At 61.2% G+C, this 25,923-nt stretch carries 20 protein-coding genes; 4 read left to right on the top strand and 16 right to left on the bottom strand.

All coding sequences use genetic code 11. From position 1 onward, the window contains the following. The first annotated feature begins 6 nt into the window (after window positions 1–6). Window positions 7–1,407, top strand: coding sequence for a choice-of-anchor Q domain-containing protein (locus tag VFN25_RS09750; RefSeq protein WP_325141315.1), 1,401 nt, complete (start codon window positions 7–9; stop codon window positions 1,405–1,407). Window positions 1,408–1,451: 44 nt separating this feature from the next. On the opposite strand, the gene VFN25_RS09745 is transcribed toward VFN25_RS09750, so the two are convergent. The 16 genes from VFN25_RS09745 to fusA form a co-directional block, all read right to left on the bottom strand. Further along, entirely contained in the window at window positions 1,452–2,702 is a 1,251-nt protein-coding gene (locus VFN25_RS09745; protein ID WP_325141314.1) for a hypothetical protein, read from the bottom strand. A 68-nt stretch (window positions 2,703–2,770) separates the two neighbouring features. Continuing rightward, entirely contained in the window at window positions 2,771–3,538 is a 768-nt protein-coding gene (locus VFN25_RS09740) for a phosphatase PAP2 family protein (RefSeq protein ID WP_325141312.1), read from the bottom strand. A 5-nt stretch (window positions 3,539–3,543) separates the two neighbouring features. Further along, complete coding sequence (locus VFN25_RS09735) at window positions 3,544–5,505, bottom strand: LTA synthase family protein (RefSeq protein WP_325141310.1); 1,962 nt, start codon at window positions 5,503–5,505, stop codon at window positions 3,544–3,546. 71 nt (window positions 5,506–5,576) lie between these two features. Next, window positions 5,577–6,890 (bottom strand): HAMP domain-containing sensor histidine kinase, encoded by a 1,314-nt coding sequence (locus tag VFN25_RS09730; RefSeq protein WP_325141308.1) that lies wholly within the window; start codon window positions 6,888–6,890, stop codon window positions 5,577–5,579. Next, window positions 6,887–7,585, bottom strand: coding sequence for a response regulator transcription factor (locus VFN25_RS09725; RefSeq protein WP_325141306.1), 699 nt, complete (start codon window positions 7,583–7,585; stop codon window positions 6,887–6,889). The genes VFN25_RS09730 and VFN25_RS09725 overlap by 4 nt, the downstream gene beginning before the upstream one ends. A gap of 55 nt (window positions 7,586–7,640) precedes the next feature. Then, a complete protein-coding gene (locus tag VFN25_RS09720) occupies window positions 7,641–8,492 on the bottom strand; it encodes an alpha/beta hydrolase (RefSeq protein WP_325141304.1) in 852 nt (283 codons plus the stop codon). 10 nt (window positions 8,493–8,502) lie between these two features. Further along, window positions 8,503–9,471, bottom strand: a complete 969-nt coding sequence (gene egtD, locus VFN25_RS09715) for an L-histidine N(alpha)-methyltransferase (RefSeq protein ID WP_325141302.1) — start codon at window positions 9,469–9,471, stop codon at window positions 8,503–8,505. Then, the gene (egtB, locus tag VFN25_RS09710; protein WP_325141300.1) at window positions 9,468–10,748 is read right to left on the bottom strand and encodes an ergothioneine biosynthesis protein EgtB; all 1,281 of its coding nucleotides are present in this window, start codon (window positions 10,746–10,748) and stop codon (window positions 9,468–9,470) included. Before egtB ends, egtD begins: the two co-directional genes overlap by 4 nt. Window positions 10,749–10,836: 88 nt before the next feature. After that, on the bottom strand, window positions 10,837–11,451 hold the full coding sequence (locus tag VFN25_RS09705; protein ID WP_325141298.1) for a carbonic anhydrase: 615 nt from the start codon (window positions 11,449–11,451) through the stop codon (window positions 10,837–10,839). A 124-nt stretch (window positions 11,452–11,575) separates the two neighbouring features. Continuing rightward, a complete protein-coding gene (locus tag VFN25_RS09700; protein WP_325141296.1) occupies window positions 11,576–11,959 on the bottom strand; it encodes a thioredoxin family protein in 384 nt (127 codons plus the stop codon). Next, a complete protein-coding gene (locus VFN25_RS09695; protein ID WP_325141294.1) occupies window positions 11,937–16,496 on the bottom strand; it encodes a DEAD/DEAH box helicase in 4,560 nt (1,519 codons plus the stop codon). The genes VFN25_RS09700 and VFN25_RS09695 overlap by 23 nt, the downstream gene beginning before the upstream one ends. Before the next feature lie 77 nt (window positions 16,497–16,573). Further along, on the bottom strand, window positions 16,574–16,981 hold the full coding sequence (locus tag VFN25_RS09690) for a DUF3037 domain-containing protein (RefSeq protein WP_325141293.1): 408 nt from the start codon (window positions 16,979–16,981) through the stop codon (window positions 16,574–16,576). Further along, the gene (locus VFN25_RS09685; protein ID WP_325141341.1) at window positions 16,959–17,735 is read right to left on the bottom strand and encodes a HipA family kinase; all 777 of its coding nucleotides are present in this window, start codon (window positions 17,733–17,735) and stop codon (window positions 16,959–16,961) included. The genes VFN25_RS09690 and VFN25_RS09685 overlap by 23 nt, the downstream gene beginning before the upstream one ends. Window positions 17,736–17,827: 92 nt before the next feature. Continuing rightward, complete coding sequence (locus VFN25_RS09680; RefSeq protein WP_325141291.1) at window positions 17,828–18,304, bottom strand: VOC family protein; 477 nt, start codon at window positions 18,302–18,304, stop codon at window positions 17,828–17,830. Window positions 18,305–18,361: 57 nt separating this feature from the next. Beyond that, window positions 18,362–19,525, bottom strand: a complete 1,164-nt coding sequence (locus VFN25_RS09675; protein ID WP_325141289.1) for an acyltransferase — start codon at window positions 19,523–19,525, stop codon at window positions 18,362–18,364. Between the two features lie 417 nt (window positions 19,526–19,942). Continuing rightward, complete coding sequence (gene fusA, locus VFN25_RS09670) at window positions 19,943–22,072, bottom strand: elongation factor G (protein WP_325141340.1); 2,130 nt, start codon at window positions 22,070–22,072, stop codon at window positions 19,943–19,945. A gap of 497 nt (window positions 22,073–22,569) precedes the next feature. Between fusA and VFN25_RS09665 the strand changes: the two genes are divergently transcribed. From VFN25_RS09665 to VFN25_RS09655, 3 genes are all read left to right on the top strand, one after another. Beyond that, window positions 22,570–23,355: a hypothetical protein gene (locus tag VFN25_RS09665; protein ID WP_325141287.1), complete on the top strand. Its 786-nt coding sequence runs from the start codon at window positions 22,570–22,572 to the stop codon at window positions 23,353–23,355. Window positions 23,356–23,394: 39 nt separating this feature from the next. Further along, window positions 23,395–24,639, top strand: a complete 1,245-nt coding sequence (locus VFN25_RS09660; RefSeq protein WP_325141285.1) for an exosporium glycoprotein BclB-related protein — start codon at window positions 23,395–23,397, stop codon at window positions 24,637–24,639. 114 nt (window positions 24,640–24,753) lie between these two features. Further along, a complete protein-coding gene (locus VFN25_RS09655; protein ID WP_325141283.1) occupies window positions 24,754–25,848 on the top strand; it encodes a glycosyltransferase in 1,095 nt (364 codons plus the stop codon). Window positions 25,849–25,923: the final 75 nt, after the last annotated feature.

Raw genomic sequence — 25,923 nt, 5'->3', positions numbered from 1 at the left:
CGATCCATGCGCACTCTTTTTTCCGGACTCCTGTTATTGATGTCGTTGCCCGCGATGGCGACAACCTTCCATGTTGATCCAGTCAATGGCAGCGACAGCGGTGATGGCAGCAGTGCTCATCCGTGGAAATCCCTGCAGACGGTCTTTGCGAGCGGCCTCGTGGAAACGCAAAACTGGCCTTCCTATCCGTACCAGACCGGCATGTCACTGGTGACACTGAACGCCGGTGCGCCAGTCCGTGCTGGCGACACGATCCTGCTCGGCAACGGCTATCACGGTGATCTCGTCATCGAGCATGCCTACAACACGGCAGCCATCACCATCGCCAACGAAAGCGGACAGACTCCGCAGTTTCGCAGCATCGTCATTCGTTCGGCGCAAAACTGGATTCTGCGCGGGCTCCGGATCAGCCCGTCGTTTGCACCATCAAACGTGCAGCTCACGATGGTCAGCATCGCCAACCACAACTATTTCGGTCCAACCTGGGATATCGAACTCGCAGACAGCGAATTGTTCAGCGTGGCCGATGCTTCAGCATGGACTGCCAGTGAATGGATCAATCTCGCTTCAAACGGCATCGATGTCGGTGCCGATCGCATCAGCGTGCATGACAACACCCTGCGCAACGTGCGCTTCGGCATCAGCGTCGATGGCGCGCAAGCGAGTATCCGGCACAACCTCATCGATGGCTTTTCGGCCGATGGCATGCGCGGGCTCGGCGACCATGGCCTGTTTGAATACAACCGCGTGCAGAACGTAAAAATCGGCGATCCACCCGATGCCAATCATGACGACGGATTCCAGAGCTGGTCGGTTGGCAGTGGCGGCGTCGGCACCGGTGAAGTAGTCGGTGTGGTCTTGCGCGGCAATGTCTTCGTCAGCTCGACCGATCCGAATGATCCCTTGCGCAACAGCATGCAGGGCATCGGCTGCTTCGATGGCTTCTTCCGCAACTGGGTGGTCGAGAACAACATCGTCATCACCGATCACTGGCACGGGATCAGTTTCTACGGCATGACCGATTCACGCATCATCAACAACACGGTGATCGACGTGAACAATGTATCGCCCGGCCCGCCATGGATCATGGTCCACGCGCACAAGGACGGACGGCCCAGTTCCAACGTGATCGTGCGCAATAATCTCGCCACCGATTTCAGCCTCGACGGCAACGCGCTGGTTGTCGATCACAATCTTGAAATGAGCAATCCCGGCAGCGTCCTTGTCGCGCCGCCTTACGATGTCCACCTGCTACCCACCGGCACCGCAATCGATAGTGGAAACGCAACTCTGGCGCCACCCTTCGACATCGATGGCGTTCCGCGCCCGCAAGGTGCCGGTTTCGATCTTGGTGCCTACGAATGGCGAGTTGATTTATTGTTTGCGGATGGATTCGAGGGCAACTGAGAACCTGCTGGAACTCGTCGCTTTCGCCTCGACATTCGCATCGATTACGGATCCAGCCGACCCAAGGCTTCGGAAAGCGCAGCCTGATTGCCCTCCCAGCCGAGAATTCTTTGCTTGAGCTTTCCGTTCTCGAAAATCAGGAACTGCGGCACCTGCGCCACATCGACAGCTTTCCATTCAGCCCTGCTCCAGGGAATGCGCATCGGCAGTTCGGGATGTCGTGCGTTCCACATGCCGACGGCGGCCAGCTGCAGGTTGGCTCCGGGCGGCGTCAGGATCAGCAGCTTGGCCTGATGCAAGCGATTGCGCAGATCGCCGTTTGCCGCGATCGCTTCGAGGGCTTCGAGGCTGAAATGACAGGTCGCCCCAACCATCATGATGACCTGTGTTCCAGCGGTGTTCGCAATAGCTTGTCGATCCAGCGAATGGGTTTGCGGATCAAGATCCATGACGCTGCGCCCATTGAAACCCGAACCGAGTGAATCGGTGAGGTCGGGAATCTTTTCGGCATGCGAATCAGGATGTTCGGCGAGGAACTCACGCGCCTCATCGAACCGGCGCTGCACAACAAGACCGGAGAGCATGCGCGCATCGAAGACGCGTCGCGTATCGACTTTCCGACGCTCAAGTTCGGCAAACACCGTTTGCATGTCCCGATACGTTGCAGAATCGCCTGTGGCGCTCGCCACGTTCGATGCCGCGTCAAAAATCAGCATGAGGTCGGTAAGCGAACGACTGCCCAGGTCTGCCTGGTGAAGAACGGCTCCGAGTGTGCCGTTATAGTGCGCAACGACCTCGTCGAAACCCAGATTGGTTGTCGTGCCTGCCGTCTCCTCCAAGCGCACATGGGTGTCGATCAATGTGGAGGTCGCTTTCCATTCGCGTTCGATGGCACGGTCCGGTTCGCCAAATCGAAGCGGCGGACTCTGCGGAAGTGATTGCACAATCGACGCCGACAGCTTCTTCAAGTCAAGAAAATCGAGAACCTCCTCGACTTGATCCTTCCCGAGTTCTCGGATCATGGCTGCCATCGACAGACCGCCGATTCCCTTGCCGTCTGAATTCCAAACCAGGCCGGCGATGAATTCCCGTTTGCCGAACGGGGTAAAGGCATCGAGTGGTGTCGCGCCGGCGCGCATGCGCTGATCGAACTCCACCTTCGAATGGACAACACGCGGCAGCGCATTTTCGATTCCAGATACGCATGGCTTCTTTACCTCGCCAGTCGCGCAAGCCGTCATCGGCAATACCGAGGCGAGAATTATGCACAATGGAATCAGCACACGTTTCATCATCACCCCGGATCCTGGGCAACTTCTGCAGGGAAATAGTCCCTGGATGAAATAATGGAGCAAGGTCTGCGCTATTGGAAGTCGTGGCGATTTACTGATTCCGCCACGCCTTGAGCGGCGCCCGAATTGTGGTCTGCGCGTCTACGCACAATCAGTGGCAGAAAGAACAGGCTCGTGACCAGCCAGTCGACCGCCGCCGCCCACAGTGAGTGACTCGGAAAGTGCGCGCCCTGCACCATGCGCACGAGGCTGAATACGATTCCGGCGGCAATTGCAGCGGCCAATCCCCACCAGCGCCAGGTGGCTCGCCCACTGGCCCAACCGGCAAAGTACAAGGCAATCAGGGTGAAGCCTGCTCCGGCGTGTGCATTCGGCAAGCAGTGCCCCGCGTCGGCGCGGGCATGCGCAAACCAGTGCTGCACGTAGTCGGCATAGCTGCCGTAGCGGACGAGATCCCAGGGACAATGCGCGGCGGTGAATTGCTTGAGCACGCCGATCAGCAGCGGGCCGATACAGACCGATGCAAGCATTGCCCAGAGAACGCCTCGCCACGTGCGCAACGGTTCGAACCGTGATGCGGCAATCGCTGCGATCAGGGCGAGCAAGCCAAGACCGATCGGCAGGATCAGCAACAATTGATGGCCAATCAGCTCCAGCCAGACCGAGTGGCGCATGCCGAAGCCATGCAAAGCCGGGGTGTAGAAGGCATCCTCGACGCGCAAATCCCAGCCTGAATCACGCAAGAAGAGTGCACCGGTGACAAGCAGCGCGCTGATCAGCAGGACGTGTACGAATAGGTAGCGCGTCAACGTCGGTCGGCGCGGCTCAGTCCACCGCATGTAGATCACTTCTCGCGCTGGCGACCATCGGCAAACATTTCCCAGGAGAGTTGGAACAGGGCCTCGGTATCGCGTTCGAGTTCCACGTTGGCCGGCGCCGGGGTCAATTCATCACGTTGCAAATCATAACGTTCGGTGGTGACGGTCTTGCGGAAGCCCAAAGTCGCGAGCTCGCCGTGGCGCATCATCGCAATGTCACGGTCGTGATTGAAGATGGCATAGCCATCGTCAGGACCCATGCGCAGGATGTCGCGGCCCGGCAACCAGGATTCGTAATTCAGGCGCAACAGGCCGAGCACGGTCGGGCCGATGTCTACCTGGCTTGAAAGCGTATCGACGCGCTGCGGGGCGATGATCGCCGGCGCGTGCACGATGAATGGAATCGTGTAGTTCGAGACAGGGATCTTGGCGCGACCGTAAACCCGTGCGCCATGATCACCCGCGATCACCAGAACGGTGTCCTTGTACCAGGGCTTTTTCTGCAGTTGGTCGAAGAACTTGCCGATCGCGTAGTCGGCGTAACGCACACCGGCTTCTCGCCCGCCACCTTTGGGCTTCACACCGGGGATACCCTCGGGAAACAGGTAGGGCCGATGGTTCGAGGTGCTCATGACCAGCGAGAAAATCGGTTCGCCGCGCGCGATCTGCTTGTCGAAATCAGCGAGTGCGTTGTCAAACAATTCCTCATCGGAAATGCCCCAGATGGTCGCGAACTTGGGTGATGGCATGTCGGTGCGATCAAGTACGCGCCAACCATTCGCCCGGTAGTAGGCGTTCATGTCATCGAAGGTGCCATAGCCACCGTAGATGAAACTTGGCGAATAGCCCTGCTTGCGCATGATGGTCGAGAGGTTGAACAGGTTCTTGTTGCCGGTGCGCTTGATCACCGACTCCGGCGGCACCGGCGCCAGCGAGGTCGTCAACGCCTCCATGCCGCGCACAGTCCGCGTACCACTGGCGTACAAGTGGGTGAAGCTGAGGCTCTGCGCGGCAATGCGATCGATGTTCGGGGTGTAACCCTTGCCGCCGAGGCTGCCGACGAATTCCGCACCCATCGACTCCTCGAACAGGAAGATCACGTTCAACTTGCGCGGCGGGCCGAGATCGGAGTTGTCGACGTGGCGGGCGAGCGGATTGCCGGGTGCGTCAGGCGCCGCCAGCCAGCGCGTATTCGATTGTCCAATCAACTTGCGCACGCGGGCGATCGCCTCTTTCTCGGGCAAGGTGATGTAGTAGCGCTCGTAATCGATACGCGCATTGCGAAAGGCGCTGAAGAACGAATACACACCGTTCGAAGCGACCTCGTCGGCAACCCGATTCGATGATAGCGAGTGCACGGATTCGAGACTGATCGCCCATACCGAAACCACGGTGGCCAGCACCAGGACGAGCATGATCAGGCTGCGTCGACCGAAGCGGATCGTCCTGACGAAGCCATCGCTGATCGGTCCGCGCAGCAGGAAAGTGATCAACAAGGCACCCAGCGCACACAGCGAAAGTACCGTGTCGACCGGATAGGAGTCGCGGATGTTGCCGATGACTTCGGTCGGATAGATCAGGTACTCGACAGCCGTATAGTTGAAGCGCGAGTTGAATTCCTCGAAAAAGAAATACTCGGCGGCAATCAGGTAGAGAAAGCCGAAGACGGCGACGGCGAAAACGAGATGGATGATGACGCGGCCAATACGCGAGGAATACCAGCGCGCCGGCATCAGCCAGATCCACAAGGCGAAGGGCAGACACAGGTACAGACCAGCCAGCGCATCGAGGAGCAGGCCGGCGCCAAATGCATAAGGCAATTCGATCAGCGACATCTGCCCGACATGCACGCTGATTGCGGCGAGCACGATGCGCGTGATCAACGAGGTGGCAAGGAAGATCAGCCACAACAGCAACAGGTGCCGATACTGACCCCAGCGCGGTCGTGTCTCGGCTGACGAAACATCTGAAACAAGTGCATCTGACATTCGACCAACAACTCCCGGGCTGCATGCAAGTGCGCAAGCCTAGGCGGCGTGATGTCGAAGTCCTGTGCTGATCATGTCGAATTTTCGTCGAAGGCGATGTGAAAGCGGGTTCCACGCTGTTCGCCCTCGGTTTCCGACGAAACGCTGATCAGCCATCCCTGCTGCTCGCAAACGCGCCGGGCGATGGCCAGACCGAGACCGTGATCCAGCGCCGGCATCTGCCCGGGTTCGGCCTGATCGAGCAGGCGGCCATGCTGGTAGCGTTCGAACACGAACGGCAGGTCGTCCTGGTCGATACCCGGACCATCATCGGCAATCAAAAGGCCTTGATCGACCCGTCGAATGCTCAAGGTCGCCGGCGCGGCATGATCGATGGCATTGCCGATGAGGTTGCGCAACACGATCAGCAGCGCATAGCGCTCGGCGCGCAGGGAACTGGCGTGCGGCACTTCATTGCGCATCTGCAGGCCGGCTGACTCGGCGCGGACGCCTAGCGTCGAACAGACATCATCGATCAATTCGTGCAGATCAAAGTGCTGCCGATTCGACGCTGCATGCGGACTGCTCATCGCACGCGCTGCCTGGATTGTCGCACTGACCTCATCGACCATTTGCGCCATGCGCGCGTAGCGCTGGCGTTGATCCGTCGTCGATTGCGTATCGAGGCCAGCCATTTCGATATCGGTGCGCAGTGCAGCAAGGGGCGTGCGCACCTCGTGGCTGAGATTGGCGGCGAACTCACGCTCGCGGGCGATCGAGCGATCGACCCGATCCTGCATGCGATTGAAGGCTTCAAGCAAGCGACCGGCCTCGTCGCTGCTGGTCGCACGTCGTTCGTCAGTGTGGGAGGTCCCAGGATCCCAGCTTGCGATCCGTTCGGTAATCGCGTGCATGCGTCCGACGACGATTGCGGCCGTTGCCCGCGCCAACCAGTACCCCGCGATGACGCAAGCGCTCCATAGAACGAGCATGATCAAGCCAAACTGGCTGACCCGTGCTTCGTTGGGGGTTGCGTCGAAGACAACAGTCAAATGTCCGACAGGCGATTCGGCGACAGTGGCATGCAACACGCGATCAGCGAGTTCCAGCTCGTGCGGACCGCCCGACAATCCACGCAGGGCAGCCGGCATCGCCTTGTCGTGAAAGCCATCGGCGATCCAGGCTTCGGTGCGCGGGCCGATTTCGATCGGCTGGTGTGTCGCATCAATTTCGCCGAGATCAAGGCGCTCGATGAGACGGCGCATCTCGATCTGCACAAGCTGGTCGGCAAGCTCGTCCTCCTGCTGGTACATGATCGTGAACGCCAGCGCTGCCATCAGGCCGACAAACAATGCAACGGTTGCGGTCATCGCCCAGGTGACACGCCAGGTCAGCGTATTGCTCATTGTGAATCCGCGGCCACGATCAACCGAAATCCAATGCCATGGATGGTCTCAATGCCATCGAACCCGGCTTCTGCAAGCGCCTTTCGCAAGAGATGAACCTGACTGCGCAAGGCATCCGTCTCCGGTGGATCGTCACCCCACAGGGCGCGTTCAAGTTCGCCGCGAGGCACGACCCGACCCGGATCGCGCATCAATACATCAAGAATGCTCCAGCCCTTCGGAGTCAATTTTACCGCCACACCATCGACCTGCAATTCATGCCGCCGTGGATCCAGACTGAGTGGTCCGCATCGCTTCAGCGGCGCACTGACACGTCCGCTGGCGCGTGCGATCAGGGCGCGCACGCGCGCCTCAACTTCGACCAGAACAAACGGTTTGGTCACGTAGTCGTCGGCACCCCGGGCGAAACCTGCGAGCTTGTCACCGATCTCGTCACGCGCCGTCAGCAGCAACACCGGTACATCCAGGCCCAGCTCATTGCGCATGCGATGCAACACGGTGAGACCATCCACCGATGGCAGCCCGACATCCAGAATGACTGCCTCGAAGGCGTCAACGGTCAATCGATGCAAGGCGTTGTGGCCATCGTAGGCCGCATCGACGGAAAACCCGCGCGACTCGAAGAAAGCGAACAGATTCCCGGCAATGGTCGGGTCGTCTTCAACTATCAGCAGGCGTGGCAACGCTTTGGACATGCTGGATCTACCCATATTCGGCACAGGCGGACACTGTACGTGGTTGCGGGCAAACTCAGAAACAAGGCGGTGCCGCCCGCGGCGCGCGCTCCGGCCCATCAATGATCAATGACTCGGCATCGGGCAAGGGCTGGCCAAGAAAGAAAGCCAGGGCCACCTTGTTGCAAGCCTCGATGGCGTCGAATGGGGTGCCATGGCGCGAGCCACTGATCACGGCGAATCGTGCGCCAAAACGTTCGGCGTAGGCGCGCTTCTCGGGCAGCGGGGTGTAATCATGTTCGCCAGCCAGCATCAGCCACTCACTGCGGATGGCAGACATCCGATCGAGCGCGCACCACTGGGCCAGGGCTCTGACTGATTGCAGATACGGTTTGCGCGATGTGGCGCCGACGACTTCGACGACACGACGGCGCATCGGCTCCTGGTGCGGTTCCCGGAACATGCGCTTGGCGGCGATTCTGGCCAGGCGACGCATGCCGACCCCGCGCACCAGGATGATCTGGCTGATCAGTTCCATGCGCTTGCGCCAGCTGTCCAGCCGATAGCTCGGCAGGGAATTGATCGTCATCAGGCGTGCAATCACATCGGGTCTTTGCAAAGCCATTTCGGTCGCCACCGCGCCGCCAAGGGAAAATCCCATGACCTGGATTCGATCGATGCCGAGCTGATCGAGCAAAGCCCAGAGATCCAATGCAAATTGCGCTATCGAGTAAGGTCCTCCCGGTGCATCGCTGAGTCCCGAGCCACGCAAATCGGGAATGATCAGGCGAAAATGCCGGCTCAGCGATTCGATCTGGAATGCCCAATCCGCACCGCTTGAGCCCAGCCCATGGATCAGGAGCAACGGCTCGCCCTGACCCAGATCGCGATAGTGGAGGCGGAAGTGATCGAGCTGCAGTACCGGCATGACGAAACGCTCAGGCGCGCTCAAGCATCTGCACGGCAAACCAGTGGTTCGAATCCATCCACGTGCGCACCACACGCAAACCGGCCTTGGCTGCCATCGCAGCGAAATCCTCCTGCGAATACTTGCAACTGTATTCGACCAGCATCGCTTCATCCCGCGCGAAGTCGACCTTGCATTCACCAATCCGCACGGTCTGATCCTTGCGGCTGACGATATGCGTCTCGATGCGCCCGGCAAGCGCGTTGTAGTGAGCGCGGTGGTCGAACTGGCCGAGATCAAAATCGGCATCGAGTTCACGATTGATCCGGGTCAGCAGATTGAGCGTGAAGTCGCGGGTGACACCGGCGGCATCGTTGTAGGCCGCTTCGAGGATGGCGTTGTCCTTCTTCAGGTCAATTCCGACGATTGCCGCGCCATTGCGTCCCATCTCGATGCACATCGTGCGCAACAAGCTGATCGCCTCAGCCTGCTCGAAATTGCCGAGTGTCGAGCCCGGAAAGAACACCACGGTCCGGCGAGCGGTCTCATCGGGGCTGGGCAAATCGACCGGCTGGGTGAAATCCGCGGTCACCGGCAACATGTCGATGTCCGGGAATTCTTCGGCCAGATTTTCGACGCTCGCATCGAGCGCGCTGGGGGAAATCTCCACCGGTACGTAGCCGACCGGCTCGTCCAGCGCGTCGAGAAGCAGGCGCGTCTTGATGCCGGAACCACTGCCATATTCGACCAGCAGCGCATGCGGTCCAAGCGCGGCCGCGATATCCGCCACGTTGCTCTCAAGAATCCCAAGCTCGGTGCGGGTCAGGTAATACTCGGGCTGCTCGCAGATCTGCTCGAACAGTTGCGAACCGCGTGCATCGTAAAAGTATTTTGAGGGAACTCGCTTCGGCGTCCGCGCCATGCCCTTGAGGACATCGCTGGAGAAGTCATCATCGCTGGTGGCATCTGCTGGCGTTTGCGCGGCGCAAGTGGGAATCATCGATCCTTTCCGAGTCGGAGCCCCATGAATTGCCAGCGATCGGCCGGGGTGAAGAAATTTCGGTAGCTGGCGCGAACATGTCCACGCGGAGTCACGCAGGAGCCGCCACGCAACACATACTGACCGCACATGAACTTGCCGTTGTACTCGCCAAGCGCACCGCCAGGCGCACGATAACCGGGATAGCTGACATACGGACTGCCGGTCCATTCCCAGACATCGCCGAACATCTGCTGCAGACCCGAGCCAGCAGATGCCGCCAACGGATGCAACAGACCACTGTCGATGAAGTTTCCTTTCGCGGCATCGAGGCCCTGCGCGGCCGACTCCCATTCGGCCTCGGTCGGCAGTCGCATGCCAGCCCAACGCGCGAAAGCATCAGCTTCGAAGAAGCTGACGTGACTTACCGGCGCATGGGGATCAATCGGCTTGACGCCGGCAAGGGTGAACTCGGTTTCGAGAGTGTCGGACCAGTACAGCGGATGGGCCCAGGCCTGCTCGCAAACCGTCTTCCAGCCTTCGCTCATCCACAGCGTCGGGCTGCGATAGCCGCCTTCGCGAATGAACTCGGCGTACTCGGCATTGCTGACCGGACGGCTGGCCAGCGCGTGACCATGCAGCAACGTGCGGTGCCGCGGCGTTTCACAATCAAAGGCGAAGCCGTCGCCGACCGGGCCGATCTCGATGATCCCTTCCCGGCCATTGATGAATTCGAGTGGCGTCGCGCTGGATTCCTCGGCCGGCTGACGCTCGCGGTACGCCGGTTGCAGCGGATTCAGCGAAAACAGATGCTTGATGTCGGTGAGCAGCAGTTCCTGATGCTGCTGCTCATGGTTCAGACCGAGAATCACCAGCGATGCCAGTTCGGCATCGACACCGTGCTCGAACAGCCTCCCCATGCATTCATCCACGCAGGCGCGATAGGCCAGCACTTCGGCCAGCGTCGGCCGCGTCAGCAAACCACGTTGCGGACGCGCATGCATCGGCCCGACCGACTGGTAGTAGGAGTTGAACAGGTACAACCAGTCGGTATTGAACGGGCGATAGGCGGGATCACGACCGAGCACGAACTGCTCGAAGAACCAGGTCGTATGGGCGAGGTGCCACTTGCTCGGACTGGTGTCCGGCATCGATTGCGCCACGGTGTCCTCAACCGCGAGGCCGTCGATCAGATCAAGACTCGCCTGGCGCACCCTGGAATGGAAGTCGCCAAGCGTCGAGTCAACTCCGTCGGATTGATCCGGATTCGATACTGAAACGGTTTCGGGCTCAAGCATGCGGCTCCCCGCTGCGGGTCAATCCTGACATTGTCCACGCACCGTGTTTACCCTATCTGAAGCGTTGCTGGCAAACCCGATCCGCAGGCTAATAATCGAAAAACTCGACCACGCCTGTTTCCAGCGAATATTCGGCACCAACGATACGCAGGCCCTTTTCTTCGATCAGGTACTCAAGCACTTGCGAGCCACGGCGCAGCTGATTGACCGACATGCGGATGTTGTTGCGCACCGAGCGGCGAATCAGCTCCTCGGGATTCTTGGCAATCTCGGTTTCCATCAACGCTTCGACCGACGGTCGCACGCGATCGACAATCGAGCGCAATTTGCGCGACTGATCTTCCGGCTTGCGACCCAGCTCCTCGATCGTCGCGAGAATCGCGCCGCATCCCGAGTGGCCAAGTACCACAACCAGACGCGTGCCATGCCGCGCCGCGGAGAATTCGATGCTGTCAATTTGCGAGGGCGCGACGACATTGCCGGCAACACGAATCACGAACAGGTCGCCAAGGCCCTGGTTGAAGACAATCTCGGCCGGCACACGTGAGTCCGAACAGCCGAGAATGATGGCAACCGGCTCCTGTCCTTCGACCAGTTCGCGCCGTCGCGATTCACTGGTATCTCCATTGTTTCCGCCGAGTTCGGCGACAAATTGTTGGTTGCCGGCGCGTAGTCGCTCCAGCGCTTCATCAGCTGTGATCATGAGGCCTCCTGAGTTCAAGGGCGGGCGAGGACTGGCGCGAAACGCGGTCACTTCGCATGGGTAGCCCCCTATTGTGAAGCATCAGGCAGGCACTGGAAAAGTGGCAAGCCGAATTTCGGCAACCTCAGCCCTCCCCATCATCCACTCCACGCAAGCGTTCGATCGCGTCGACAAACGCGTCGGCACCGGGCCACTCGGTGATGCGACCGAGCTTTTTGCCCTGACGGAAAACGAAGAACACAGGAATGCCGTGCAGGCCGAAACGCGTTGCCATTTCGGGATCTGCATAGACGTTGGCATGCAGCCAGCGCACATCCGGCCACTGAAATCGCTCACTGGCAGCCAGTATTGATGCCTTGGCGATGTCGCAGTTCACGCAATCACGCCCCCACAGAAACAGGATGTCGAGGCGGGCCGGCGAACGCGCGAGTTCATCGTCAAGATTGGTAGACGTCACTTCTCGCACCGGAAATGCGAGCAGGAACTCAGTGGTCGTTGCTGTGCTCATGCGTTGCGAACTCATCGGTGATCTGGGCTTCACGCTGGCCACGGAATACCAGCGCGTGCTGCCAGTCAGCAGCAAGGGGTTCGTTGCTGCCATCGAGTCGAGCGGCTTTGCCACCGATCAGCGTAGCGACCGCGATGCCATCAATGTAGAGGATGCGTGAGCCGACGATCGCTGGTGTCTTCGCGCCGCTGCTCAAGATGCCGACCAGATTCAACGGATCACTGGCGGCGATGACGACCTTGCTGCCGTCACGTCCTCGCGAGCGCGCCTTGCGCATCAGCGGGATCGCTTCGGCCAGGGCAAACTGCTCGCCGGACAGACCGGTGATAAATCGTCCGCCACGAATCTCGCCGCGCGCTTCCAGTTGTCGATAGACGCGCAGCAGTTCACGCCACGGCGGCAGCCACGAGGCTTCACGCGCAAGCAGGCGCCAGCAGATGACACCGTAGCGGCGCAGCAGGGTGCGCGCGACATGCTCGATGGATTCCTTCTCCGCTTCACGTGCATGTTCCGGCGTCGACTCAAGTATCGGCATGCGGGTCAGCGCCCAACGACCGGCATCCTCGATGCCCATCAGGTTGGCGCGTCGACTGCGCCGCGCGTGCTGGGTCCGTTTCGCTGCCGGCACGAGCAGGGCGCGCAAGCCGGCGTAGCTGTCGGCATTGATCAGGCCACGACTGACCAGCTCACCCAGCGCTTCCTCCAACTCGACCTTGAGCAGGCGCGTGGCTTGCGCGATTTCGTCGAAGAATGCGGCGCCGTGGCTCTTCAGGTACTCGAGCACGGCTTTGGCGCGCGATGAAGTCTGGATCTCGTCCTGTGCCGGATTCGCCGCCAGTTGCGCCCAGATGCGCAGACTGCGCCGCGGCAGGATCAGGATCGGCGTGCTGCGCACGGGTCCGGCGGCACGTTCGCGATTGGCCGATGCAGCGCTGGCGAATCGCGTCCAGACAATGCGTCCGCTGCGGCACTGCTCATCGAGCCAGTGGATCGAATAGTCGGCGATGCGCGAAGGCAGCAACTCCGTTTCCCAGGCGCCGGCCGCCGACTCGAAACCTTCCAGCTGGCCGAGAACGCTGGCCAGCGCATCGGGTCCGCGCGCCTGCGCGCCCGGCGTGATGCGATGCCAGTCGAAAAGAAAACGCATGTAGTCGCGCGCCTCGACCGGTTCAATCTCGCGGCGCAGGCGCTTGAGCGTGTAGCGATGGATGCGCGCGAGCAGATGACGCTCGCACCACTCCTCGGTTGTTGCGGATGGCGTGAAGCGGCCGCGCATGACGAAGCCCTGGGTTTCCAGCGCAACGAGGGCGGCATCGATTTGTGGCACGGCCAGATTCATCGAATCGGCAAGTGCCATCGCCGTGGTCGGCCCGAGCGCGGTCAGGCGCGCACGCAGCAGGTCAATCACCGCCTCTTCGGGCGTCCATTCGATGGCCGCGTATTCGCTCGGCGCTTCGATGGCCGGTTGCATGGTCGCCGCCGGGTGGATCGCCCGGATCTGCGGCAGTTTCTCGGCGGCCACCCAAATGGCATCGTCGCCCACTGCAGGAAGCGGCTTCAGCCGCGATGCTCCTGTTCCACTCAAAGCAGAAGCATCATGGCTGAAGCCATTTCCTACGAAGAGCCGAGTTGCGCGCTTCTGCCTGGCGAGCTGCGCCAGCCAGTCCGCCCATTGCGGTTGGCAGGCCACTTCGTCGGCACTGACAAAACCGATGCCCATCAGGGTTTCGTGCATCTCGTCGGCATCGCGCGGATCAGGCCAGGCTTCCTCACGCACGCCTTCGATCGCCGACAGATCGAGCGCAGCAAGATCGTCACTCGATTCGGGATCGCTCCAGCGGCGCATCTGCACGGCCTGGGTGCGGCGCTCCTCCAGCGGCGCATCATCGAGGAACGCATACGGCCGCGCGCCGAGGATTTCTGCAGCCAGCGGCGAAGGTTCGGGCAGGTCGCGCGCGACGATGCCGATGTCGCCGCTTTCGAGGCCGCGCAGGACATCGAGCCAGCCTTCGACATCCATCGCTTCGTGCAGGCAGTCGTGCAGGGTTTGCGCGACCAGCGGATGATCGGGAATCTGGCGCTCGCCGACGATGTTTTCGAGGCAGGCGACCTGGTCCGGAAACACCGTCGCAAGCAGATCCTCGGATTTCATGCGCTGCAGTTGCGGCGCGATCTTCTGGCCGCCAGAGAAACGCGGCAAGGCCAGCGCAGTGGTCGCCACCCAGCGCCAGCGCACGCCGAAGACCGGCGCGTCGAGCAGGGCCTGGACCAGGATGTCCTGCGCGCTGGCCGAGTGCAGATAGCGCGACACCTCGATCAGTGGAAAGCTGTGGCTGGTCGACAGCGACAGGATGATCGCGTCTTCGGTCGCCGCCGCCTGCAACTCGAAATTGAACGAACGGCAGAACCGCTTGCGCAAGGCCAGTCCCCAGGCCTTGTTGATGCGACTGCCAAACGGCGAATGAATGATCAGCTGGGTGCCGTCCGACTCGTCGAAAAAGCGCTCCATGACGATCTGTTCGCGCGTCGGCAGCAGGCCCAGCGCATTGCGCACGCGGGCCAGATAGTCGACCAGTTGCCGGGCGGCGATGGCGTTGATGCCGACCTCATCGATCAGCCACGCACGTGCAGACGCCAGTCGGCCATTGCCATTGCTCGTCGTAGGAAGCGGCTTCAGCCGCGATGCTTTTGCTTCGGATGTGGAAAGAGCATCACGGCTAAAGCCGTTTCCTACAAAAGCCGGTTCAGCGCCTAACCTTGTCCCCACCTCCGTTCGCAAACGCGAGACGCCGATCGACAACTCGTCGCTGCGGCCTGGCGCTTCGGCGATCCAGAACGGGATGCTTGGCGGCAGACCGTGGGCATCCTCGACACGTAACTTGCTGCGTTCGACGCGCAGCACGCGATAGCTGGTATTGCCGAGCTGGAAGATGTCGCCGGCCATGCTCTCGATGGCGAAATCCTCGTGCACGCTGCCAACCGTGATCGCCTCGGGTTCAACCACCACCGCATAGTCGGCCGTATCCGGAATCGTGCCACCCGAGGTCAGCGCGGTCAGCCGTGCATTGCGCCGACCCTTGACCTTGCCGTGCACGGCGTCGCGATGCAGATAGCCCGAGCGCGCGCCGCGTCGCGTGGTGAAACCGTCGGCAAGCATGCGCACGACCGCATCGAAATCCTTGCGCGCGAGATTCCGGTACGGCCAAGCCCGACGCAGCCAGTCATACAGCGCACCTTCGTCCCATTCGCCACAAGCGACTTCGGCGACGATCTGCTGGGCCAGCACATCGATCGGTGCCACCGGAATCTTCAGCGCATCGAGTTCGCCACGGCGGATGCAATCGAGCAGGGCCGCGCATTCGACCAGATCATCACGCGATTGCGGAAACAGCCGCCCTTTCGGCGTCGCCCCGACCGCATGACCGGAGCGACCGACACGCTGCAGCAGAGCCGCGATCGCATGCGGCGAGCCGAGCTGACAAACCAGATCGACATCGCCGATATCGATGCCGAGTTCAAGTGAAGCGGTGGCGATCAGCACCTTGAGCTCGCCGCGCTTGAGCCGTTGCTCGGCATCCAGACGCAGCTCTTTGGCCAGGCTGCCGTGATGTGCGGCGACGTGTTCCTTGCCGAGGCGTTCACCGAGATGACGCGCCGCGCGCTCGGCCATGCGTCGCGTATTGACGAAAACCAGGGTCGTGCGATGCGCTTCGACGAGTTCGGCAAGGCGGTTGTAGACCGTTTCCCAGACCTCGTTCGACATCACCGCTTCCAGCGGCACCGGCGGCATCTCGATGGCCAGATCGCGCTCGCGCACATGACCCGAATCGATGATCGCGCAGTCCGGCGTGCCATCAGCATCGACATGACTGGTGCCGACCAGAAACCGTGCGACCTCCTCGATTGGCTTCTGCGTCGCCGACAAGCCAATGCGAATCAGGCGACGCTGGCACAGCGCTTCGAGGCGTTCGAGGGTCAGCGAAAGATGGCTGCCGCGCTTGTCATCGGCAATCGCGTGGATTTCATCGACGATTACCGAACGCGTCCCAGCCAGCATCAGCCGACCCGATTCCGAGCCGAGCAGCACGTACAGCGATTCCGGCGTGGTGACGAGGATGTGCGGCGGCGACTTGAGCATGCGCTGGCGATCGGCGGCCGGCGTATCACCGGTGCGCACTCCGGCGCGGATATCGATATTGATGTGGCCGCGGCTTTCGAGTTCGGCGCGGATGCCAGCCAGCGGTACTTCGAGATTGATCGCGATGTCATTGGACAGCGCTTTCAGCGGCGAGACATAGACCACCGTAGTCCCTTCAGCCAAACCAAAATCGAGGCCCTCGCGCACCAGGCCGTCAATCGCGGCAAGAAACGCCGCCAGGGTCTTGCCTGATCCGGTCGGCGCGGCGATCAGCGTATGTCGACCTTCGCGTATCGTTGGCCAGGCCTCGATCTGCGCCGGCGTCGGCGCAGCAAACGTGCGCGCGAACCAGGCCGCGACAGCCGGATGAAACAGGTCCAGGACGGAGTTTGACGACATCGCTATTCAGGGGCGCAAACGGATGGCCAGCCTACACCGGCGACCGTCTCAAGGCATGCGACTGGGCAGCGCTTCGTTCAGAATCCAATCGGTTCGGCGCGAACCCGCAGCATCGTCTGCACAAGATGATCGAGCGCCGCGTGTGGATCTTCGCAGCGCCCGCCATGCACGGCCGACGTCTGGATCACCGCACTGCGTGGCGCGACCAGCCAGTGGAAACGCTCACGCTGGCTCAGTCGGCCGAGCGCGCCCGCTGCAGGACCCCCCGCGCAGATCAGCGGAATCGTCGCCAGGTGTGCGCGAATCTGATCGAGATCTGCCTTCGGATCCAGCGCCAGCAAACGGCTTTCATCGAGCGCGATGCGCGCTTCGAGCAAGCGTGCCTGCACACTCGAAAGAATCACCCCGGCGTTGATGAACTCCTCGCGCTCCGGGCGAGGCACCACACGCACGATCGCGTAGTCATACCAGATCGGCGCGGGCACGGATGGCCTCCTCGACAAAGGCACGCGGCGCTTCGATGCGCTGCAGCAGATAGTCGGCATAGGCCTGGCGATGCGCGGCGACATCGGCAAAGGCAGCTTCCGCAGACAACCAGGATTCGGGAATCTGCGCGACGATGTCAGCAATCAGCACTGGCGTGATCTTTTCCGCAAGCGGCGCATCCACTTCGGCGAGACGGCTGGCCAGCGGCAGCAAAACGTGATCCCTGATCTGCACGAACGGTTTTCTGCTGCGCTCGCCGACATTATCCCAGCCGTGATGGAAATACAGCGCGGCGCCATGATCGATCAACCAGAGCTTGCGATGCCAGGTCATCATGTTGGCGTTGCGCGGGGTACGGTCGACGTTGCTGACATAGGCGTCGAGCCAGACGATGCGCGAGGCGAGTTCGGCATCGGGCGGCGTCGCCAGCGCATCAAAGGTGACCGCGCCGGGCAGATAGTCGAGGGCGAGATTGAGGCCCTTGCTGGCGCGGATCAGGTCCTGGATTTCGGGATCCGGTTCGGTGCGCGCAAGCTCGTCGTCGACTTCGACGAAAACCACTTCGGGCATCGGCAGATCGAGCGCGCGGGCAATTTCGCCGGCAATCAGTTCGGCAATCAGCGCCTTCGCGCCTTGTCCGGCACCGCGGAACTTGAGCACATACATGCCCGAATCATCGGCTTCGATGATCGCCGGCAATGAGCCACCCTCGCGCAGCGGAGTGACGTAGCGGGTCGCGGATACGGTACGAATCTTCATCGTCGGCGATGCTCGCACCGATGCGCCGGAATGCAAAGCATCGTCGAGGATTACCCTACCCGGGTCGACATTCGCCGCAACTGCTTTCAGCCGCCCTGCGACTCACTCCAGGCCGCCATGCGCTTCTGCATTTCCTCGGGCGGAACATCCTCGACGTGGGTCGCCAGCGACCATTTGTGGCCGAACGGATCAATCACCGAGCCCATGCGGTCACCCCAGAACTGGGTCTCGACCGCGCGATCCTGCCTTGCGCCGGCCTTGATCGCCCTGGCGAACGCGGCATCGGCATCTTCGACATAGATCATGAACGCTGCGGTCGGGCCGCCGCGCGCATTCGGCCCCTTGATGTTCATGTCGGCGAATTCATCGGACAACATGATGTGGGTATCGCCAATTTTCACTTCGGCGTGACCGATCATGTCACCCATCGGCAGGCGGTACAGCTCAACTGCGCCAAACGCCTCGGCATAGAAATCGATCGCCTTGGCCGCATCATCGACGGTCAGATAGGCGGTTACCGTGTGATAGCCATCCGGAATATATTTCACCGCTTTCGTGTTCATGATCGAGTCTCCGCAGGAATGTGCAGGGATCGTACATCGTCTGCGCCCGTCGCATGCTTACAGTGTCGCCACAGGCACCTTTGAGCGCCGGAGCCAGCGCGCGCGCAAGGCGCGGTCGCAAGGTATCGACCAGCCGTGGGCGAGCGCTGCGCCGAGCAACCAGCACAACACGACAACCGGCGCGTACCAGAGAAAGCCGAACCATGGGTCGGCGTCGACCTTGCTGTAGATCGCAACCACGCCAAACACGATGAACATGTGGGTCAGGTAGATCTCGTAGCTCAGTCTTCCCATCGACGCCAGCCAGTGCGTGCCTCGCGGAGCATTCGAAGTTTCGCGATGCAGGGCGACAAGAAGGATTCCGGCGGAAAGGGTCAGCACGAGCATCAGGCCGTTGCCAAGCAACTTCCACAGCAGCGAACCGAACAGTAGATTGCACGCAATGCCGACGACACCGAGCACGCACAGTGCGCGACGCGTTCGCATGCCGGGCTCGCGCATCTGGTGCGCGAGCAAGGCGGCGATCACGCCCGTGGCAATCGCCGCCATTCCAGGCAGATAGGCCTTCTCCTGCCAGATCTCGTTGCCGGCCAGGGCCGCACGCGTGATCGGCAAGGACAGGGCCAGCAAGGCCAGCAGCAGCAACAGAGCCGACTGCTTTCTAAGCAACAGGCAAAGCAAAGGGAAGCCGAGATAGAAGACTTCTTCGATCGACAGCGACCACAGCACATCCCAGTTGCCCGGCAGATAGCCGGTCATGCCCTCGTACCAGTTCAGATGCAGGGTGAACACCGCGAGCAGCGCGCGTGACAGGGATTGGCCTTCGCCCTTGATGGTCAGGAACGGCACGCCGAACAGGTGCAGAGCACTCAAGACGAGCATCAACAGGACCAGACACGGCAGGATGCGCGTACTTCGTCGAACATAGAACGCGCGCACATCGATCGTCGCCAGACTGCCCCAGCGATCCAGCGCATTGCTGGTGATCAGGAAACCCGAAATCACGAAGAACAGGAACACCGCTTCATAGCCGTTGTAGACGAAAGCGTTGAGCAGGCTGCGTGGCAGCAAGGTCTCCAGCCCGCCGTCCCTGAGCGGAATGCGCAAGGCGATGTGATGCACGACCACGAGCAGGATCGACAGCCCACGCAGCAGATCGATCGCGGCGTTGCGTGGCAGACGCGCCACAGCGAGCGGCGGATGCTTGTCCGATTGCGTCATTGAAAGTCAGCGGGATCGAGTTGGTCCATTATTCCTGATCAACTGCCCGTGCGCTTGGTCACTTTCGGCTTCTCATACTTCTTCTGCATAAAGATCAAGCGTGTCGCAAGTGATTAAGGCAACGCTGCGAAGGCTTCCGCTTTTCGTAGGAAGCGGCTTCAGCCGCGATGCCTCTTTTCCGCAACGCGATCAGGATGGGCATCAGGAGCAGGAGCATCGCGGCTGAAGCAGCTTCCTACAGCTGATTCGTGGGATGTTCAGGCCTCCGCAAAAGTAACACCCGCGTTCGCAAGCGAGACGCGGGTGTTGTCTTTGGCGGAGTCAAACGGATTTGAAACCCATCCGAATCCGCAGTCTGGAAAAGCGCGCGAAACAGCTGTTACCGCTAACCGCTAACGGCTCTCCCGCTAACCAAACTTACTTGGCTTCCTTCTCCATCAACTTCTCGACCATGCTTGCCGGCACTTCGGCGTAGCTGTCGAATTCCATGGTGAAGGTGCCGCGACCGCGTGTGGCGGAACGCAGGAAGTTGATGTAGCCGAACATTTCCGAGAGCGGAACAAAACCCTGGACGAACGACTGCAAGCCCTTCTGGCCCTGCTCGCTGACCGTTCCGCGACGACGGTTGATGTCGCCGATGATGTCGCCGAGGAACTCGGCTTCGGTGACCACTTCGACGCCCATGATCGGCTCCAGCAACTTCGGGCGGCTGCCGCGATGTGCTTCGCGGAAGGCGCCCTTGCCGGCGATTTCGAAGGCCAACGCCGAGGAGTCGACGTCATGGAACTTGCCGTCAATCAGGCGAGCCTTGAAGTCGACGACTTCGTAGCCGGCAACCTGACCCTTGCGGCTCTCGACGCGAATCGCGTGCTCGACGGCCGGGATGTATTCGCGCGGAATGCGACCACCGACGATTTCGTCGGCGAACTCGATGCCCGAACCCGGCTCACCCGGCTCGAAGGTCATCTTCACTTCGGCAAACTGACCCGAACCACCGGACTGCTTCTTGTGCGTAAAGACCAGTTCAATCGGCCCACCAAAGGCCTCGCGGAAGCTGACCTTGGGCTTGCCCATGACGGCTTCGACGCCGAGCTCGGTGCGCATGCGATCGACGGTGATTTCCAGATGCAGTTCGCCCATGCCCTTGAGCACGGTCTGTCCGGTTTCCTTGTCGACTTCCATGTGCAGTGACGGATCGGCCTTGGCCATCTTGTAGAGTGCGCTCGACATCTTGTCGATGTCATTGCGATTCTTCGGCTCAACCGAGACGCTGATGACCGGATCCGGGAAGCGCATGCGCTCGAGCAGCACCGGCGAGGACGGATCGGACAGCGAATCGCCCGTTTCCGTGTCCTTCATCGAGACAAACGCGCAGATGTCGCCGGCGCGCACTTCTTCGATGTCCTTGGTCGCATTGGCCTGGACTTCGACGATGCGGCCGACGCGCTCTTTCTTGCCGCGGGTCACGTTGAGCAGAGTGTCGCCCTTCTTGATCACGCCGGAGTAGACGCGGCAGAAGGTCAGCGTACCGAACTGGTCATTGATCACCTTGAACGCCAGCGCACGGGCCGGTGCATCGTCGGTGACTTCCTGTTCGCCGATGATCTTGCCGTCGATGTCGACCATCGAAATGCCACCGTTCTCACCCGGATACGGCAGGTAGTCGACGACACCATCAAGTAGCTGCTGGACGCCACGATTGCGATAGGAAGAGCCGCAGAACACCGGCACCAGCTTTCCGCTGACCGCGCCCTTGCGGATGCACTTCTTGATCATCTCGTCATCATATTCACCGGTCTCGAGCAGACGCTCGAAAGCTTCGTCGTCCATGGCGAGGGCGGATTCGAGCAGATCCTGACGCAGCTGCGGCAAGCGGTCGACCCAGTCGTTGTCGACGGTCGAGGCAAAATTCAGGCGCGCGCGCAGGTCGGCCAGCGGCACCGTCTCCCACTTGCTGTCCTTGTCGTCGGATTCCCAGATGTAGCCGACGTTGGCGACCAGATCGGCAATGCCGATGAACTCGTCACTGCTGCCGAGCGGAACCTGGCACAGCAATGCGTTGGCGCCGAGACGCTCACGGATACCCTTGACGCAATGGGCGAAGCTCGCGCCGATGCGGTCCATCTTGTTGACGTAGCACAGGCGCGGCACGTTGTACTGATCGGCCAGGCGCCAGTTGGTCTCGGTCTGCGGCTCAACACCGGCAACGCCGTCAAATACGACAACCGCGCCATCAAGCACGCGCAGCGAACGATTCACTTCGATGGTGAAATCGACGTGTCCGGGGGTATCGATGACGTTGACCTGATGGCCCTTCCACTCGGTCGAAACCGCCGCGCTCTGGATGGTGATGCCGCGCTTGCGTTCCTGCTCCATGTAATCAGTCGTGGTCGAGCCCTTGCCGTCCTTGGTCGCATGCGTATCTACCACCTGGTGCTTGCGCCCGGTGTAATAGAGCACGCGCTCCGTGGTCGTCGTCTTGCCCGCGTCGATATGGGCGATGATTCCGATGTTGCGGTAGAGCTTGAGCGGTTTCTGCCTGGCCATGATTTTTCTCTGATACTTGGATGAATTGATTGGCCGAGCAGAACCACGATCGCCATCGATCGTGTCTTTCGACCACGAAAAACGCGACACCGAACCCGGCAGCATTGGCGCGGTCGTCGCGCTGCTGTCGGGAGGATGTCGTGGAAACTGCCCGAATATTTCCGCCTCGACGCAGACCGGAGTCTGCCCGGGCATCCGGGTATGGCCCGGACCGGCGCCGGATTTTACACGAACTGCGGGAATTTCGCTCGGATTCCATTTGAGCGCTCCCGCGCACCCCGTTTGAGCGGCCCGCGCAGGGTTCATTGGCGGCGAATTGGCCCGAAGCCGGTTGTTCCTCGCAAATTGTGGGTTCAAACGGCTTTTCGTGATTGAGGTGATCGTGGGCGCTATCGCGAAATGAGCGAAATATCGCCTGGATTCAAGCGACAAGCGGAAGTGGGTGTCATTCAAGAATAATCTGGGCTAGGGTGGCGACTCATTACAGAGGGCCTGGAATGATTCAACCAACCCGGATTGCGCGCATTCGCCGCAATCGTTCATCTCTTGTCGTCTGGCTATTGGCCGGTTTCCTTGCTCTATCCGCCACGGCGGCCACCGCCGGATGGCAGATCCCGGCCGGCGCCACGGTGCAGCTATCTGACGGCCACGTGGGGCTCGGCGGCACGGATCTCGTTGTATCGGGGAGCTTGGCCCTGGGCGCCGGTACGGTCGAGATGGCCCGGGCCATCTCGATCAACCCGGGCGGTGTCATCGATGCGGGCAATGGCTTGCTCGAACTGACTGGAACCTGGTCCAACTTTGGCAGCTTTCTTGCCGGAGCGAGCACGGTGCGATTCATTGATGGTGTTCTGGCACAGGCCGGCGTCAACGGCGACACCCTCTTCCATGACCTCAGCTTCATCAGCAGTAGCGGCAAAACCCATGTCCTGGCCGTTGGCAGTACGCAAGGCATCGACGGCCTGCTGACCATCCTCGGCCTGTCGGGTCAGGCGATCCAGATGGCCAGCGCGACGGCCAACCAGGTGGCCTATATGAATCTGCTGCCGACTGGCGCGCAAAATATTCACAATGTTGGCGTCTCCGATATTCATGCGATCGGCCAGCCACAGGCACCCGATGAGACCAATCAGGGCGGCAGCGGCAACGACCTCGGCTGGTTCGGCAATACCGCACTCATCGAAGGCATCCCGTTACCTGTGCTTTCACCAGGCTGGCTTGCGCTGCTCGGCATGCTGCTGATCCTCGTGGTCGCGCGCAAGCGCCGCACGCAAACCCGTTGAGCGCCGCCGCGCACCCCATTGCTTGAACAGGACACCCTCATGATTCGACACACCGTACTTGCTTTCGCCATCCTGCAGACACTCAGCATTGCCGCTGTCCAGGCTCAGGACATAACCGTCACTCCACCCACCGGGGGTGGCTTCATCGTCGACAACGGCGTGTCGTCGTTGTTTGCAATTGATGCCGCTGGCCGCATCACCATTGCCAACCTCGCTGCCGCGGCCACGCATACCAGTCCGATCTGTTTCGAAGTAGCCACCGGCGTCCTCGGGCCTTGCTCGAATGCCGGCCTGGTGGGTCCAACCGGACCTGCGGGGCCGCCCGGACCGATCGGACCGACCGGTGCAACCGGCGCTGATGGTGCAGTCGGCGTCACTGGAGCTACAGGCGCCACCGGTGCTACCGGCGTGACCGGAGCAACCGGCGTGGCGGGTGTCACTGGCCCGATTGGGCCAACCGGAGCAACCGGGACCACTGGAGCAACCGGTGTGACTGGAGTCACTGGCGCCACAGGACCGGTCGGGCCAACCGGGGCCACCGGAGCAACCGGCTTTACAGGACCCACTGGAGCGACCGGAACGACTGGAGCAGATAGCACAGTTGCCGGTCCTCCCGGGCCTCCCGGAGCTGACGGAGCTGATGGAGCTGCGGGCCCTCCCGGCCCTCCCGGCCCTCCCGGACCTCTCGGAGCTGACGGAGCTGCGGGCCCTGCCGGCCCTGCCGGCCCTGCTGGTCCTCCTGGTCCTCCTGGTCCTGCTGGATCGGGTGCCGGCGCCATCATTCCGTTTGCTTCTGGTCAGCCGGTAACCATCACGACGATAGCGGGCGGCGTGTCTGGAACCCGTGCGCTGATCGGTTTCGGTAGCTGGGGGTCAGCGACGGCACCGGGTGGAACCATCGACTTGACGGGCAGTGGTGGCGCCAACATCAACTTTGCGTTCAGCGTCCCGAGGAATGGAACGATCACCTCGATATCGGCGTTTTTCAGTAATTCAACGCCGCTCGCACTGGTAGGCAGCACAGTTACGATCAACGGTCAGTTGTACGCCTCTGCCACGCCAGACAATACGTTCAGCCCGTTGTCGGGAGCTACGGTTACCCTTGCGCCGTCATTGACCGGCGTGATCGCCAACGGAACGGTGTCCAACGGCAGCGTGACCGGGCTTTCGATACCCGTAACCGCCGGAACACGTCTGCTGTTTGTCGGATCGGCAACCGCCTCGGGTCTCTCGCTGGTCAATTCGCCGAGTGGCTATTTCAGTGGCGGACTGACAATCGACTAACGCATGCGATTCGCGTCGCTTTCCCAATGGAAGGCGACGCGCCATTTGAATTGCGCAAAATGCGTTTCGCTGTCGCGCGCCGGTAACGCCCAACGCTTTCGATAGCCGGAGATCGTGCGCTACATTGCCCCGATGCGAATCTGTCTTTCCATGATCGTCCGCAACGAAGCGACGGTGATCGAACGTTGCCTGCGTTCGCTGCGACCTTTCATCGATTGCTGGGCGATTTCCGATACCGGCTCTGATGACGGCACCCAGGATCTGGTTCGGCGCGCATTGGCCGATCTACCAGGCGAGCTGATTGAGCGGCCATGGCTCGATTTCGCGCACAATCGTAATGAGGCGCTTGACCTGGCCGCGCAACACGGTGATTACGCGCTTGTCATTGATGCCGACGAGATCCTGATTGCCGATGCCGGCTTTTCATGGCCGAAGCTCGATGCCCCGGGCTACCTGCTCGAATTTCATTTCGGCAATACCCGCTATCGCCGCATCGCGATGCCACGCCTGGATGCCGACTGGCGCTGGCGCGGCGTCCTCCACGAAGCGCTGGTCTCGAGCCATGCGGCCGAGGCGGAATTCCTGCCGGGTCTGCATATCCAGGTGCACACCGATGGCGCGCGCAGCCAGCGTCCGCAAGCGGAAAAATTCGCTGCCGATGCCGAAATACTGCGACAGGCGCTGCGCGACGAACCCGACAATGCACGTTACGCGTTCTATCTGGCCCAGAGTCTGCGCGATTCCGGACAATTCGCCGACGCACTGGAAGCCTACCGCCGACGTGTTGCGATGGGCGGCTGGGCCGAAGAGGTTTATCAGGCCATGCTCCAGGTCGCCTTGCTCAGCGAGCGCTGCGAGCACGCCGATGCCGATATCCTCGTCGCCTACCTCAACGCCTATGAATTCCGTCCGAGTCGAGCCGAAGCGCCGTGTGAGCTGGCGCGATATTGCCGCCTGCAGAAGCGCTACGCGCTGGGACGCGATTTTGCCGCCATCGCGCTGGCGAAGCCGCCCACCGACGATCTCCTTTTTGTCGATCACGGCATCCTGGCCTGGCGCGCCCGTGATGAGCTGGCCGTGTCCACTTACTGGTGCGGCGACTATGCCGAGAGCGCCAGACTGTGCCGGCAATTGCTGGCCAGTCCGCTACTGCCCGACACTGAGCGTGCGCGCGTTGAGGCCAACTTGGCCTTCGCGCTCTCGGCCTGACAATCTGACAACCGTTGCCGGGCGAGACGAAAGCCTGGGCGGCGCAAGCTCGAATCTGGCGGCTGGCGGCTCGCT

This window comes from Dokdonella sp. (assembly GCF_035703485.1).
Lineage (GTDB): Bacteria > Pseudomonadota > Gammaproteobacteria > Xanthomonadales > Rhodanobacteraceae > Dokdonella.
This window is presented reverse-complemented; position numbering and strand designations above follow the sequence as displayed.

What these genes read in the sequence shown, in the direction of transcription:
- VFN25_RS09745 (WP_325141314.1), bottom strand. Translation starts at nt 2,702, where the DNA reads ATGATGAAACGTGTGCTGATTCCATTGTGCATAATTCTCGCCTCGGTA.
- VFN25_RS09700 (WP_325141296.1), bottom strand. Translation starts at nt 11,959, where the DNA reads ATGAGCACAGCAACGACCACTGAGTTCCTGCTCGCATTTCCGGTGCGA.
- VFN25_RS09665 (WP_325141287.1), top strand. Translation starts at nt 22,570, where the DNA reads ATGATTCAACCAACCCGGATTGCGCGCATTCGCCGCAATCGTTCATCT.
- VFN25_RS09720 (WP_325141304.1), bottom strand. Translation starts at nt 8,492, where the DNA reads ATGCCGGTACTGCAGCTCGATCACTTCCGCCTCCACTATCGCGATCTG.
- VFN25_RS09740 (WP_325141312.1), bottom strand. Translation starts at nt 3,538, where the DNA reads ATGCGGTGGACTGAGCCGCGCCGACCGACGTTGACGCGCTACCTATTC.
- fusA (WP_325141340.1), bottom strand. Translation starts at nt 22,072, where the DNA reads ATGGCCAGGCAGAAACCGCTCAAGCTCTACCGCAACATCGGAATCATC.
- VFN25_RS09725 (WP_325141306.1), bottom strand. Translation starts at nt 7,585, where the DNA reads ATGTCCAAAGCGTTGCCACGCCTGCTGATAGTTGAAGACGACCCGACC.
- VFN25_RS09680 (WP_325141291.1), bottom strand. Translation starts at nt 18,304, where the DNA reads ATGAACACGAAAGCGGTGAAATATATTCCGGATGGCTATCACACGGTA.
- VFN25_RS09705 (WP_325141298.1), bottom strand. Translation starts at nt 11,451, where the DNA reads ATGATCACAGCTGATGAAGCGCTGGAGCGACTACGCGCCGGCAACCAA.
- VFN25_RS09730 (WP_325141308.1), bottom strand. Translation starts at nt 6,890, where the DNA reads ATGAGCAATACGCTGACCTGGCGTGTCACCTGGGCGATGACCGCAACC.
- egtD (WP_325141302.1), bottom strand. Translation starts at nt 9,471, where the DNA reads ATGATTCCCACTTGCGCCGCGCAAACGCCAGCAGATGCCACCAGCGAT.
- VFN25_RS09750 (WP_325141315.1), top strand. Translation starts at nt 7, where the DNA reads ATGCGCACTCTTTTTTCCGGACTCCTGTTATTGATGTCGTTGCCCGCG.
- VFN25_RS09660 (WP_325141285.1), top strand. Translation starts at nt 23,395, where the DNA reads ATGATTCGACACACCGTACTTGCTTTCGCCATCCTGCAGACACTCAGC.
- VFN25_RS09695 (WP_325141294.1), bottom strand. Translation starts at nt 16,496, where the DNA reads ATGTCGTCAAACTCCGTCCTGGACCTGTTTCATCCGGCTGTCGCGGCC.
- VFN25_RS09675 (WP_325141289.1), bottom strand. Translation starts at nt 19,525, where the DNA reads ATGACGCAATCGGACAAGCATCCGCCGCTCGCTGTGGCGCGTCTGCCA.
- VFN25_RS09735 (WP_325141310.1), bottom strand. Translation starts at nt 5,505, where the DNA reads ATGTCAGATGCACTTGTTTCAGATGTTTCGTCAGCCGAGACACGACCG.
- egtB (WP_325141300.1), bottom strand. Translation starts at nt 10,748, where the DNA reads ATGCTTGAGCCCGAAACCGTTTCAGTATCGAATCCGGATCAATCCGAC.